We start from the raw sequence: 13,015 nt of genomic DNA on the forward strand, positions 1-13,015 counted from the left end.
CAAGGGCCTCACGCCCTACGAGTTCATCTGCAAGGCGTGGGTCTCACAACCGGAACGCTTCAGGCTAAATCCGCTCCAGCAAATGCCGGGACCAAACATCTAGGCGGTCTGGGGCGAGCTCGACGGTCTCGACCGTTTAGTCGCGCACAAGAAGATCGCCGAGCTGATGCAGACCGGCGGTTTCCTCGAAAAGGTCGAGCCGCATCGCCAGGCCTGAAGCGGCGGTTGCGGCGATCCTGAACAAGGTGCGGTCTCTCCGCGCCAACGCATCCGACACCGAGATTTTCGATCGAAATCTAAGCATCGTCGAAGATGCTTTGCCTGATCTAGGCGCCCAACCGTAGCAGGCCGCATTGCTGCGCCAGCCGCCACGTAAAGCGCTGCCAGAGTTCTTGCACCCGCGTCATTCGGCTGCCGCTTTGAAGGTTCCGCCTAGGGCCTGCATCAGATCATCGACAATGTCCTGAGGATGCTCAAGTCCCACTGAGATTCGCAGTAATCCGCCTGGCGCCTTGGACTTGGCACCCTCGACGGATGCGCGATGCTCAATCAGAGAGTGCGTCCCGCCAAGGCTTGTCGCCCGGGCAACAACCTCGAGGCGGCCGGCCACAGCCATCGCAGCATCGGCTCCGCCTTTGACGATAAAGGATAGCATCGCTCCGTAATGGCTCATTTGCCGCTTAGCGAGATCGTGTCCCGGATCAGTTTGCAGGCCAGGAAAAAGTACTTTTTCGACACGCGGATGAGACGCCAAAGCCTCAGCAACCTTCTGGGCGCCTTCGCAATGCGCGCGCACGCGTACCGACAATGTCTGCAGGCCCCGCAATGCCAGCCAACAGTCGAATGGCGCTGCGACGCTGCCCTTGTGTCTCTGGACCATCCGCAGTGGGCGACCGAGGGGTGACGAGTGCGGGACAATGACGACGCCCGCCATCAAGTCCGAGTGGCCGCCGATGTACTTTGTCGCCGAGTGCATGACCGCGTCCGCCCCAACTTCGAGGGGCCGTTGAAGCACTGGAGTTGCCCACGTGTTGTCCACTACGGCCAAGGCGCCAGCCTCGTGCGCGATTTTGCAGATGGCCGAAATGTCGACAACGCGGATCATCGGGTTTGACGGCGTCTCGACCCAGACGAGGCCAGTCCGCTTCGACGTGACCGCGGCGCGCACGGCATCCAGATCGCGCATGTCGACGGCCGCAAAGTCGAAGCGAGATCCAATGTCGGTCTCGTCAATCAGCGAACGAATGCCGAAATACATGTCATCCGGCAGAACGATCCGACCCGTCGACGGATGGCTCTCAAAGACTGCAGCGATTGCAGCCATGCCCGACGCGAAGGCAATGCCATCTTCTCCGCCCTCGAGCGCGGCCATGGCCATTTCGAACGCGTTGCGCGTCGGATTTCCATCCCGCGTGTATTCGAATCCGGAAGGAAACGAGCCGTCGACGCTACGTCGGAACGTCGTGCTGGTGTGCAGCGGCAGGGACACCGCCCCTGTGGAAGCGTCGACAGCTCGGCCGCAATGGATCGCCTTTGTTTCAAAACGCATCGGTCATTTCCTCGCTAACGGGGCAGTTGCACAATTTCAGGCCGGTCATTATATTGACCGTAATAAGTGAGCCGAGGCACTAAGTCAATATAATGACCGATGTTACGACAGCGTTGGACCCCGAGCGGGTGCTTGGCCAAGCGATAGCGGTTCGGATCCGACAATTGAGGCGCGACCAAAACCTGACCCTGGATCGACTGGCAAAACTGAGCGGCTTATCCAAGGGAACCGTCGTCACGCTGGAGCAAGGCAAGGCGAACCCCAGCATCGGCATACTTTGCCGACTGGCGGCGGCGTTTTCGCTTTCGGTGGCCGATTTGTTGAATGACCATCCTTCCACAGTTCGCCTTCCTATTGAGCGGACAGAGACGAGGACGCTTTGGACAAGCGCTAAAGGAAGCTTTGCACAACTTCATTCATCGATCTCGGGACGAACGATGTTCGAACTGTGGAGCTGGGCCATTATGCCGGGCGACGTGTTTTCCGCAGATGCTCATAGTCCGGATACGCGCGAGCTGATCTCGGTGACTCAGGGGTCCCTAAGTGTCGTGGTGGGTACCCACGCAGTAATTTTGAGCCAAGGCGAGAGTGTGCGGCTTGTCACTGACCAACCGCACTCATACGCGGCGGCATCTGATCTGCCTGCCCACTTCTCGATGGCAGTTCTTGAGCATGGTGGACAGCGAGATCCGGGGCCCTCTTCGCCGGCAACGAAGATGCCCGGGCCCGTTCCGCAAGACACCGCCGCTCGCTAACGACCGCCCATTCGCGACAGGAGATCCACCGTTGTACGTTCCGCCCCATTTTGCCGTCCCCGATCACAACACCCTGCTTGACCTAATCGGGAGACATCCGCTCGGTATCCTGGTCACCCACAGCAAAGGCACACTCGACGCGAACCACATTCCCTTCGAGCTTGACCGCTCGAAGGGAGACAAAGGCGTCCTCAATTGCCATGTTGCACGCAAAAATCCAGTCTGGGAGGAAGTTGCCAATGGCGATGAAGTCCTCGTTATCTTCCGTGCGGCCGACGCTTACATCTCGCCGAACTGGTATCCAAGCAAGCATGAATTCCATAAGCAGGTGCCCACATGGAACTATCTCGTCGTCCACGCCCACGGACGCATCACTGTCCGGGATGATGAGCGCTATGTGCGCCGTAACGTGGCGAAGCTCACTCACATGCATGAAGCCTCGCAGCCTGCCCCGTGGAAGATGGGCGACGCGCCGAAGGACTTCATTGACACGATGGTTAAGGGGATCGTCGCCCTGGAAATCGAGATCACCGGCCTGGTTGGTAAATCAAAACTCAGCCAGAACAAAGAGGTGCGCGACATTCAGAACGCTGGTGAAATGCTGAATGCCCGAGGCGTCAATGGGATGGGAGAAGCGATGCTCGCGGCTGCGGCGGCCAAATCCCGATAGCATCTATCTTGTCCCGACAAGCCGCTGGTGCTGGATTTCCAAGGGGTGACCTTGAGAGACAAATGCTTCGGCCAGCACCTGACCACCCGCTATGCGGCAGATGGACAAGAACTCAGGCCGCCATCGCCAGCCACATCCGCAATGCCGCCGGATCGATGGAAGCTGCTTACCCCGCCAGCCTTTCCGGTCATGTCGCCTGGGTCGTCAATACCTCGAACAGCAGCCTGGCGCTTAAACCGAGTTGCGTGTTCGGTATGGCGGCGCAGCGGTTTCGAGATCGGAGCCGACTGGCAGCGAACGCCACCCCCACGGTGGCGATGCCTCGCAGCCAGGTTGGATGACCAAGCAGCCGGAATGTTCGGCAGGCTTGCACCCGCTTCAGATGCGAGACGGGTCAAGACGATCATCCTGCAAACGTCACGCGGCGGTGGGCCGGTTTCGAAAAGGGCCGGCCCCGGCCGTTCATACAAGTGGAGTTGGGGGCGGGGCCGGATCAAGCCTATCGGGTCGAACCCGCCGGGACCGCGCGTACATCATCCCGGCAACGCCAGGCGCTCGTCCGGGGCCATGCGGGCTTCGGCTTGGCGCGCCGAATGTCTGGACCGGCATCGCGGAGCATGGCGCACCAGTCTCCCACATTGTACGTAGTCGCCATGCTGCCCCTGGCCAGATCGCAAATGACGCACGGCTTGTTCGCGATGGCGAGCTGAAGCACGTTGACGGCCGTGCCGGGCGATGCGCCGTCCCAGACTATCATCCCAAAGTCCGCGCGTCGCGCCATCTCCCGGTCTTTGGCGGCTGGATCCAGTATCCTCTAGCGCCTTCACGAGACGGGACCTGGTAGGCAGCCCAGTCGCCCAGATTATTGCTAGCTTCCTCGCTCTGACCGCCGTCTCCCTCTGGCCCTGCGTGAGGGATCGTCATCCGGCTGCAGGCCGGCGCGCCCGGACGCTGCCGCTACGGGAGGCGCTACGCGCGTGGAGCTAGTGGCCTTTGTCGGCCAGCCAGAGGCCCACGTCCTGGATCGAGCGCATGAGCACCGACGGATTGTCCCGCGCGGGAATGAAGCCCCAGCTCTGCCAGTAGCGCTCGGCCTCGGCGTCGATCGCCCGCACCACCACTGCGCGGCCGCCGACGATGTCGGCGCCGGCGACGCAGCGATGCAGCGCGTCCTTGACCAGGCCGCTGCCGATGCCTTGTCCGGCATAGCGATGGTCGACGGCGAGTTGTCCAATCAACAGGCAGGGGATCGGATCGGGCGGGCGTCCGGTGCGGATGGCGCGCGGTGCGCTGTTTGGCTGGATCACGCCCGGCGCGAGGCCGTAATAGCCGACGACTGTTCCCTCATCGTGAACGACCAGGACCCGGGTAAAGCCGCGGACCTGGTTCGTTCGCGCGAAGCCGGCCAGCCAAGCGTTCAGCGCCGGCTTGCCGCAATCGAAGCTGTCGAGGCGGTGCGCGTCGTCGAGGAGTTCGATGCCTGAAAGCGCCACCTAGCGGTCCCAGGGCGGGGACCGACGCAGCCGCTCGGCCGCCTTCGGCGGGGGCGCAGCGGCGGGGGCTGAGATCGCCTGCATGAAGGCGTCATAAGCTTCCGGGGACACGCGGATGACGGTTTCGTTGAGGATGGCCGTCTGCGCCTCGTGCAGCGCGGCGCGCCGCATGAACTCCGTGCGCGACAGGCCGAGCAGCTCCGCGCCGCGGTCGATGATGGTGAGATCATCGTCGCGAAACCGCATCGAGACGGGTGTTTCCTTCCTGGTGGCTGTGGTGGCCATGGCGCGCTCCTGTGCTGCGGACGTATATACGGTAGTGTAACGCGGAACGCAATACTTCGTTCCCTGGTGACGTCTCGTGGACGGATGGCCTCAGGACTCCTCGCGGCATCGGTTCTTCTCGGCTTCTCGCCTGCAATCGCCATTGCCGCAACCCAGAGCAAGGTGGCTTTGGTCAGCTCCGGCGGATCAATTACGGCTTAGGACGCGCATGTGTTCTTATCGGCCGGATGAGCGGCTCCAGAAGCGAAGTCGCTGCCATGACTGTCGCCGGACGAGCCCCGGCTATGCCGAACCCTGATGAACATCTGACGCGATGGCGACTTTCGGGCCGTCACGCCACAAAGGAGGAACGGCTATGAAGGCTGGGCGGCCGGCACTTTCATTCTCAGGCGCCGCTCTATGCCACCTGCCGGCCAAGCGCAGTTGGCACAAATCTTGAACCTCTCTTTGCGCGGCGGCAGGAGCTGCAATCGCACGTTCGGCCTCACGCAATGAAAGACCGGTCACGACCGCGGCACGTGCAGCCTCAGACAAACCAGTCTGCATTTTATTCAACGGCTTAGCTGCGAGTGCGGCGGCGCGCGGCCGAACATCACCGTGTCGCGGATGCGACAAACCCGACAACAGCGGTTTCAACGCAAGCGGCGACGAGTAGATGGTGCAAATCCCGCGATTCCCAGTCTGCTGTAGCCGCGCAGGCCAAGCGCGATCTGCTCGGCCGTCCTGACAAGCCGCGCGTGGCTCTGGGCGAGGTCGGTCGAGGCCCGCCGAAATCCCGTCGGCACCCGCCGCCAGGCCTCTTCGCTCGTCTCGCCGCATCGCGGAAACTTTGTTCGAAATCTGCCAGCCCGGTTTCCACTCCTTTGCCGGCGACCGGAACAAGTCAACGCCTCGAAGAGCATCTGAGTTTTGAATTTATTCGGCTTTTTAACTCTGGCATCGGACTTGCTCCGCCTTCGCATGTCCGCGGCACCAGGAGACGCCGCCGCCTGTGGAGGAAGGCCTGATGCAACAAACATTCTACGAGGTCATGCGCCGACAGGGGATCACCCGCCGAAGTTTCCTGAAATTCTGCAGCCTGACGGCGGCTTCCCTCGGCCTTGGACCGGCCTTTGCGCCGAAAATAGCTTACGCGATGGAGTCCAAGCCGCGCATTCCGGTGCTGTGGCTGCACGGGCTTGAATGCACTTGCTGCTCCGAAAGCTTCATCCGCTCGGCGCACCCGCTCGCCAAGGACGTCGTGCTGTCGATGCTTTCACTCGATTATGACGACACGCTCATGGCGGCCGCCGGCCATCAGGCCGAGGCGATCGTCGACGAGGTCGTCGAACAGTACAAGGGCAACTACATCCTCGCGGTCGAAGGCAATGCGCCGCTCAACGAGGACGGCATGTTCTGCATCATCGGCGGCAAGCCCTTCGTCGACCAGCTCAACCATGCCGCCTCCAACGCCAAGGCGATCATCTCCTGGGGCTCCTGCGCCTCCTGGGGCTGCGTGCAGGCCGCGCGGCCGAACCCGACGCGGGCCACGCCCGTCCATAAGGTTCCGGGCCTGCCGGACAAGCCGATCATCAAGGTTCCCGGCTGCCCGCCGATCCCAGAAGTGATGACGGCCGTCATCACCTACATCCTGACCTTTGAAAAATTCCCAGAGCTCGACCGGCAGGGCCGGCCGAAGATGTTCTACAGCCAGCGCATCCACGACAAATGCTATCGGCGCCCGCATTTCGACGCCGGCCAGTTCGTCGAGTCCTTCGATGACGAGGGCGCGCGCAAGGGCTATTGCCTCTACAAGGTCGGCTGCAAGGGACCGACCACTTACAACGCCTGCTCGACGGTGGGCTGGAACGGCGGCCTCTCCTTCCCGATCCAGGCCGGCCATCCCTGCATCGGCTGCTCCGAGGACGGCTTCTGGGACAAGGGCGATTTCTACAGCCGCCTGACCCGCGTCCACGGCTTCGGCATCGAGGCCGATGCCGACAGGATCGGCACGACGGCCGCGACCCTCATCGGCGCCGCCGCGGCCGCGCATGCGGCGGCGAGCGTGGTCAAGCGGATGCGCGAAAAGGGAGGGAACAAGTGATGGTCATCCAGACGCCGAACGGCTTCAATCTCGACACCTCCGGCCAGCGCGTGGTCGTCGATCCGGTCACGCGGATCGAAGGCCATATGCGCTGCGAGGTGAACATCGACGAGAACAACATCATCCGCAACGCGGTCTCGACCGGCACCATGTGGCGCGGGCTCGAGGTCATCCTCAAGGGCCGCGACCCGCGCGACGCCTGGGCCTTCACCCAGCGCATCTGCGGCGTGTGCACCGGCACGCACGCGCTCACCTCGGTGCGTGCGGTCGAGGACGCACTGGGCATCATAATCCCGGAGAACGCCAATTCGATCCGCAACATCATGCAGCTCTCGTTGCAGGTGCACGATCATCTGGTCCACTTCTACCACCTGCACGCGCTCGACTGGGTCAATCCGGTTAACGCATTGAGAGCCGACCCGAAGGCGACGTCGGAGCTGCAGCAGGCGGTTTCGCCGAGCCACCCGATGTCCTCGCCGGGCTATTTCCGTGACATCCAGAACCGGCTGAAGAAGTTCGTCGAGAGCGGCCAGCTCGGGCCGTTCAAGAACGGCTACTGGACCAACCCGGCCTATCTGCTGCCGCCGGAGGCCAATCTGATGGCGGTGACGCACTATCTGGAAGCGCTTGACTTCCAGAAGGAGATCATGACGACGCGCACGATCTTCGGCGGCAAGGACATCCATCCCAACTGGCTGGTGGGGGGCGTGCCTTGTGCGATCAACATCGACGGTGAGATGGCGGCCGGCGCGCCGATCAACATGGAGCGGCTGAACTACGTCCGCAGCGTCATCGAGCGCGCCATCGCCTTCATCGACAACGTCTACATCCCCGACATCATCGCGATCGGAAGTCTCTACAAGGGCTGGCTCTATGGCGGCGGGCTGTCGGGCAAGAGCGTTCTTGCCTATGGCGACATCCCCGACAAAGCCAACGACTATTCGGCAGCCAACCTGATGATGCCCCAGGGCGCGATCATCGATGGCAACCTCAAAGAGGTGCTGCCCGTTGACGTGCGCGATCCCGAGCAGATCCAGGAGTTTGTGCCCCACTCTTGGTACAAATACCCGGACGAGGCGAAGGGCCTGCATCCATGGGATGGTATCACGGAGCCGAACTATCAGCTCGGGCCGAATGCCAAGGGCACGCGCACCGACATCCGCGAAATCGACGAGAGCGCGAAATATTCCTGGATCAAGGCGCCGCGCTGGCGCGGCCATGCGATGGAGGTAGGGCCGCTCGCCCGCTATGTCGTCGGCTACGTCCAGGGCCACGAGGAGATCAAGGAGCAGGTCGACTCGACGCTGCGGGCACTCGGCGTACCGCTGACGGGGCTGTTCTCGACGCTCGGCCGCACCGCTGCGCGCGCGCTGGAAGCACAGTGGGCGGCCCGCAAGCAGGTCTACTTCATGGACAAGCTGATCGCCACCATCAAGGCTGGAGACAGCTCGACGGCCAATACCCAGAAATGGGATCCGAAGTCCTGGCCCGCCGAAGTCAAGGGGGTCGGCTTCACCGAAGCGCCGCGCGGGGCGTTGGGCCACTGGATACGCATCAAGAACGGCCGGATCGAAAACTACCAATGCGTCGTGCCGACCACCTGGAACGGCTCGCCACGCGACCATGCCGGCAATATCGGCGCCTTCGAAGCGTCGCTGATGGAGACCAAGGTGGAGCGGCCGGAGGAGCCGGTCGAGATCCTGCGGACGATCCACAGCTTCGATCCGTGCCTTGCCTGTTCGACCCATGTCATGGGTCCGGACGGACAGGAACTTGCCAATGTCAAAGTGCGCTAGGGGAGGAATCGAAATGAGACACGCTATCCTGAAACTTGGCGCCGCAGCTTCGCTCGCGGTCCTTGCCAGCCCGGCGCTCGCCCATGTCGGCGCAGGGCATGCCGACGGGTTCGCCGCCGGCATCGCCCATCCGCTGATGGGACTCGACCACCTTCTCGCCATGGCGGCGGTCGGGGTCTGGTCGGCGGTGGCCATGCCGTCGCGGGTCCTGGTGGCCCAGCAACCTTCGTGGCGATGATGATGACGGGTGCGGCGTTGGCCTTTGCCGGCATCCGCCTGCCAGCGGTCGAAGGCATGATCGCGCTATCCGTGCTTGCTCTCGGCATCATGATCGTCGCCGGTGCCGGCCTTCCCGGCATGCTCGGCATCGGCCTTGCCGGGTTCTTCGCCCTCTTCCATGGCCATGCCCATGCGAGCGAGACGACCGGCGCGGCACTTGCCTATATTGCCGGCTTCACGCTCTCGACCGCGGCGCTGCATCTGGCCGGCACCGGCATCGGCCTCAGGCTCGCGTCGTCGCCTTGGGCGCGCGCCGGGCTCGGCATGGTCATTGCCGGCTCGGGCGCTACGCTCGTGTTCGGCGGCTAGGGGGCGGCCATGAGCGCGAGCCAAACTCCGCATGGCGAAGAAGGGGTCTATGTCTACGAGGCGCCGCTGCGCCTCTGGCACTGGGTCAATGCCTTCGCCATCCTCATGCTTGCCGGCACCGGCTACCTGATCGGCTCGCCGCCGCCGGCGGTTGGCGGCGAGGCGAGTTCCAGTTTCCTCTTCGGCTGGATACGCTACCTGCATTTCGTTGCGGGCTATGTCCTGATCGTCGGCTTCGCATTCCGCATCTACTGGGTCTTCGCCGGCAACGAGCATTCCCGGCAGATATTCCTCCCGCCTGTCTGGAACGGACGGTTCTGGAAGGAGCTCTGGCACGAGGTGCTCTGGTACGCCATGCTGGTGAGCGAGCCGATGAAGTGTTCCGGGCACAACCCGCTCGCGACGCTCGCCATGCACTTCCTGTTCGTCTGGTTCACCATCTTCATGATCGTGACCGGACTGGCGCTCTACGGCGAGGGGGCCGGCATGGGGTCCTGGCAGTACGACCTGTTCTCGAGCTGGGTCATCCCACTTCTCGGTCAGAGTCAGGACGTGCATACCTGGCACCATCTCGGCATGTGGGTGATCATCTGCTTCGTGATCATCCATATCTATGCCGCGGTGCGCGAGGACATCATGTCGAAGCAGTCGATCATCTCCTCGATGTTCTCCGGCTGGCGGACCTTTCGCGGCAACGGCGCGCCTCGTGATTCCCACTAGGACTTTCGCGACCTCACCTGCCGGGGGGGGGGGCGGCGCGATGGCGCCGTCCGGCGCCCCTACTCTCGCCCTTTCCCGCTGCCCCCCCCCCCCGCGGCGGGGGGGCGGCCCCCCGCCCCCGGCTCTTTTCTTCAAGACGGGTTGCCTTCAAGTCGATCCACACTTCGTCTCGGCTTGCCTCGACACCTCTCCTCCGTTCGACGGGGAGAGGAAGTGCCAACCGCAACGCCCGGCGCCCTTCCTCTATCCCTTTCAGGGCAAAGGTGCGGAGCGAGGCGGAGTGGGGAGGGCGAGTGAACGCAAACTTTCCATCGGCCTGGAATTCGGTTCTCAGTCCGGCCGTTGCCGTATCCGTCAATGGAAGGATACTTTCCGTTTGTGCGGTAAAATCGTCATCGCGCTTTCCATACGCGTCGTTCGCTATCCAGAGATCAACCTATTTCGCAACCATTTGCCGGCCCCCGGCCAATTGGCCCGCCTCTTGCTGCTGGAAGAAAAAGGTCGAAAGGAGGCTTCCCAATGAACGACGCGCCACGGGTGCTCGTGCTCGGCATCGGAAATCTGCTATGGGCCGACGAGGGCTTCGGCATCCGCGTGGTGGAGGAGTTCCACCGGCTCTGCGAAACGGCGGACAACGTCCGGGCCATGGATGGCGGCACGCAGGGCATCTACCTCCTCCAACATATCCGCGAGGCCGACATCCTCGTGGTGTTCGACGCGGTCGACTACGGCTTGGCGCCCGGCACGCTGAAGCTCGTCGAAGGCAGCGAGGTGCCGGCCTTCCTCGGTGTGAAGAAGATTTCGCTCCACCAGACTGGCTTTCAGGAAGTTCTCGCCATGGCCGAGATGATGGGTGACTATCCCGCCCATCTCCTTCTCGTCGGCGTGCAACCGGTCGAGCTGGACGACTACGGCGGCAGTCTCCGGCCCGCGGTGAAGGCTCAGATCGAGCCTGCAATCGAGATCGCCATCGAGTGGCTCGCCTGGCTCGGCGCGACGATCGCCAAGCGCACCGAACCGCTGGCCGAAGAAGAGACGCTCGCCTCGCGCGAAATGCGCATCGGCATCTACGAGAGCGGTCGACCCCGACCGGAAGAGGCCTGTCGTCACGGCGCGCGGCTTCTCGAGAATGGTGCCTTCGCTGGTCCGGCGAATTTCGAGTGCGAGGTCGACGCGCTTTTGCAATCGTCTGGAAGGCAGGGCTGATGTGTGTCGGCGTTCCCTTCCAGGTGGTTGAATGCAGCGGCGGCATTGCCCTGTGCACCGGTCGCAGCGGCACGCGGCGCCTCGATATGACCCTGGTGGGCGACCAGCCAGCGGGTACGTGGATACTCGCCTTCCTCGACACCGCGCGCGAGACTGTCACTGCCGAGACGGCGCGCCTGATCGCCGACGCGATCGAAGCGACGGAGCGTGCGCTCGCCGGCGACACCGACCTCGACCACCTCTTCGCCGACCTGGTCGGCCGCGAGCCGCAACTGCCGGAGCATTTGCGGCCGGGGCAAGCCCTTTCACCGCAAGGCACGGAGGACGCCTGAGTCCATGTTTTCACCCGTTCTCACCATGATGATGGAGCGCCACCGCATCCCGGTGGTTGACGAGGCGAACATCGACGCATTCGCCGAGGCCCACGACCTCACCGCGCTGTTTTTTCCCGGTGACTGGTTGCGGCTCGCCGAGAGCAACGATGTGGCGGTGATCCTCCCGGAGCTGGTGCAGGCCTTCCAGGGCGTGTTCAAGCCCGCCGTGGTATCGCGCGAGAGCGAACGCGAGCTGCAAAGCCGCTATCGCTTCGACGCCTTCCCGGCGCTTGTCTTCCTGAGGAACGGCGAATATCTCGGCGCCATAAAGCGCGTGCTCGACTGGGAAGACTACCTCACTGAGATCGACGGCAAACTGAGGCGCGGGCCGAGCGCGCCGCCGCGTTTCGAGCTTCCCGAAGCCTGCGCGACCCACGACCGTCACGACCACGATCATTTCCAGTGAGCGAAAGCGGCCGGGAGGGCGCATCATGGCAGCATCGCTATTCGGCGGCATCGGGCCGGGTTCACAGCCGAGCGAAGGGGACGGCAGCGACTTGCAGTATATGGAAATGCCGAAGGGCATGGCGACCTCTGCGTCACCCATGTTGCCGGAGAAGGAAAATGTCGCCGGGCTCGAAGCTGCTTTGGCGGTGCTCTCCGCGCTGGCTGAAAGCCTCGGCCGGTCCTCGCCGGATTGCGAAAACGCGGTGCATGATCTTTCCGGCCTCGACGACGCCAATCTTGCGCTGATCGACCAGGCGCTGGGCGAGGGCGAGGTCTTGATCATCTGCGGCGACGACCTGAAGGCTCAGGAGTCGGTGCTCGCCGGTATCTGGCGCGTGCGCCAGACCGGAACGGATGGCAGGCTCGTGCGCGATTTCGTCGAGGTCGGCGCCTTTCCCTCGGCCGTGCTGGAGAGGGCCTTCGCCGGCTGCCGCAATACGCTCGCTGCGCCGGCGACCTATCCGACGGGCGTCTTCAACGCGCCGCCGCTGATTTCGGAGCTCAATGGCCGCATCCCGCTCGTCGGGCCCGACGTCGGGCCGCACGCCATAAACCTGTCGCTGCTGCCGCACACTGAAGAGGACTTGACCTTCCTCGACGGCCTGCTTGGCCACGGGCCGGTGGTCGTGCTGTCGCGTGGCTACGGCAATTGCCGCGTGACCACGACGGGGACGCGCGGCGTCTGGTGGGTGCGCTTCTTCAATTCGACCGACGATCTCATCCTCAACACGATCGAGGTCACGGCCTTGCCGGGGGTGGTCCGCGCTGCGCCCGAGGATATTGCGGACAGCCGCCAGCGGCTCCTCGAAATCCTGGAGGTCTACCGGTGAACGACTCCTTCTTTGCCGGTTCATATGGCGGCGACAATGCCAAGATCGGCCCGATGTCGCGGCTCGAATGCAGGATTTGCTGGCATGTCTACGACCCGGCTGAGGGCGACGACTACTGGCAGATCCCGCCCGGCACGCCCTTCGCCGAACTGCCGGCCAACTGGAGCTGCCCCACCTGTGACGGCTCCAAGCAGGGCTTCATGGTCGTGAGCGATTGAC

At 63.4% G+C, this 13,015-nt stretch carries 16 protein-coding genes and 1 pseudogene; 13 read left to right on the forward strand and 4 right to left on the reverse strand.

Translation table 11 applies throughout. From position 1 onward, the window contains the following. Positions 1–103, forward strand: a pseudogene (locus tag NKI18_RS26525) (IS481 family transposase); the annotation flags it as partial. A 33-nt stretch (positions 104–136) separates the two neighbouring features. Here the strand turns inward: NKI18_RS26525 and NKI18_RS26530 are convergent. Further along, a complete protein-coding gene (locus tag NKI18_RS26530; protein ID WP_198023621.1) occupies positions 137–304 on the reverse strand; it encodes a hypothetical protein in 168 nt (55 codons plus the stop codon). Between the two features lie 99 nt (positions 305–403). After that, on the reverse strand, positions 404–1,549 hold the full coding sequence (locus tag NKI18_RS26535) for a trans-sulfuration enzyme family protein (RefSeq protein WP_023679121.1): 1,146 nt from the start codon (positions 1,547–1,549) through the stop codon (positions 404–406). A 92-nt stretch (positions 1,550–1,641) separates the two neighbouring features. Here NKI18_RS26535 and NKI18_RS26540 point away from each other — a divergent pair, with 92 nt between their 5' ends. Beyond that, the gene (locus NKI18_RS26540) at positions 1,642–2,304 is read left to right on the forward strand and encodes a helix-turn-helix domain-containing protein (protein WP_352572066.1); all 663 of its coding nucleotides are present in this window, start codon (positions 1,642–1,644) and stop codon (positions 2,302–2,304) included. Positions 2,305–2,335: 31 nt separating this feature from the next. After that, positions 2,336–2,974 (forward strand): FMN-binding negative transcriptional regulator, encoded by a 639-nt coding sequence (locus tag NKI18_RS26545; protein ID WP_023679119.1) that lies wholly within the window; start codon positions 2,336–2,338, stop codon positions 2,972–2,974. Between the two features lie 983 nt (positions 2,975–3,957). Here NKI18_RS26545 and NKI18_RS26550 read toward each other — a convergent pair. Both NKI18_RS26550 and NKI18_RS26555 read right to left on the reverse strand, forming a co-directional pair. Further along, positions 3,958–4,467 carry a GNAT family N-acetyltransferase gene (locus NKI18_RS26550; protein WP_023679117.1) on the reverse strand — a complete coding sequence of 170 codons (510 nt, stop codon included), beginning with the start codon at positions 4,465–4,467 and terminating at the stop codon, positions 3,958–3,960. Continuing rightward, positions 4,468–4,752 carry a type II toxin-antitoxin system TacA family antitoxin gene (locus tag NKI18_RS26555; protein ID WP_023679116.1) on the reverse strand — a complete coding sequence of 95 codons (285 nt, stop codon included), beginning with the start codon at positions 4,750–4,752 and terminating at the stop codon, positions 4,468–4,470. 1,006 nt (positions 4,753–5,758) lie between these two features. Here NKI18_RS26555 and NKI18_RS26560 point away from each other — a divergent pair. The 10 genes from NKI18_RS26560 to NKI18_RS26605 all read left to right on the forward strand — a co-directional run bounded on the left by NKI18_RS26560 (position 5,759) and on the right by NKI18_RS26605 (position 13,014). Continuing rightward, positions 5,759–6,835 (forward strand): hydrogenase small subunit, encoded by a 1,077-nt coding sequence (locus NKI18_RS26560; RefSeq protein ID WP_023679115.1) that lies wholly within the window; start codon positions 5,759–5,761, stop codon positions 6,833–6,835. Then, positions 6,835–8,631 carry a nickel-dependent hydrogenase large subunit gene (locus NKI18_RS26565; RefSeq protein ID WP_353021179.1) on the forward strand — a complete coding sequence of 599 codons (1,797 nt, stop codon included), beginning with the start codon at positions 6,835–6,837 and terminating at the stop codon, positions 8,629–8,631. The genes NKI18_RS26560 and NKI18_RS26565 overlap by 1 nt, the downstream gene beginning before the upstream one ends. 13 nt (positions 8,632–8,644) lie before the next feature. Next, entirely contained in the window at positions 8,645–8,869 is a 225-nt protein-coding gene (locus tag NKI18_RS26570) for a HupE/UreJ family protein (RefSeq protein ID WP_051406206.1), read from the forward strand. Beyond that, a complete protein-coding gene (locus tag NKI18_RS26575; RefSeq protein WP_280952126.1) occupies positions 8,866–9,219 on the forward strand; it encodes a HupE/UreJ family protein in 354 nt (117 codons plus the stop codon). The genes NKI18_RS26570 and NKI18_RS26575 overlap by 4 nt, the downstream gene beginning before the upstream one ends. A 9-nt stretch (positions 9,220–9,228) precedes the next feature. After that, complete coding sequence (gene cybH / locus NKI18_RS26580) at positions 9,229–9,939, forward strand: Ni/Fe-hydrogenase, b-type cytochrome subunit (RefSeq protein WP_023679113.1); 711 nt, start codon at positions 9,229–9,231, stop codon at positions 9,937–9,939. Between the two features lie 519 nt (positions 9,940–10,458). Then, positions 10,459–11,145, forward strand: coding sequence for a HyaD/HybD family hydrogenase maturation endopeptidase (locus tag NKI18_RS26585; protein ID WP_352572506.1), 687 nt, complete (start codon positions 10,459–10,461; stop codon positions 11,143–11,145). After that, complete coding sequence (locus NKI18_RS26590; protein WP_023679110.1) at positions 11,145–11,477, forward strand: HypC/HybG/HupF family hydrogenase formation chaperone; 333 nt, start codon at positions 11,145–11,147, stop codon at positions 11,475–11,477. The genes NKI18_RS26585 and NKI18_RS26590 overlap by 1 nt, the downstream gene beginning before the upstream one ends. Positions 11,478–11,481: 4 nt before the next feature. Beyond that, positions 11,482–11,925, forward strand: a complete 444-nt coding sequence (locus NKI18_RS26595; protein WP_023679109.1) for a thioredoxin domain-containing protein — start codon at positions 11,482–11,484, stop codon at positions 11,923–11,925. 25 nt (positions 11,926–11,950) lie between these two features. After that, the gene (locus NKI18_RS26600) at positions 11,951–12,796 is read left to right on the forward strand and encodes a hydrogenase expression/formation protein (RefSeq protein WP_023679108.1); all 846 of its coding nucleotides are present in this window, start codon (positions 11,951–11,953) and stop codon (positions 12,794–12,796) included. Then, on the forward strand, positions 12,793–13,014 hold the full coding sequence (locus NKI18_RS26605) for a rubredoxin (protein WP_023679107.1): 222 nt from the start codon (positions 12,793–12,795) through the stop codon (positions 13,012–13,014). Before NKI18_RS26600 ends, NKI18_RS26605 begins: the two co-directional genes overlap by 4 nt. The last annotated feature ends 1 nt before the right edge of the window (position 13,015 follow it).

This window comes from Mesorhizobium sp. M0800 (assembly GCF_040320095.1).
In the GTDB taxonomy this organism is placed as follows: domain Bacteria; phylum Pseudomonadota; class Alphaproteobacteria; order Rhizobiales; family Rhizobiaceae; genus Mesorhizobium.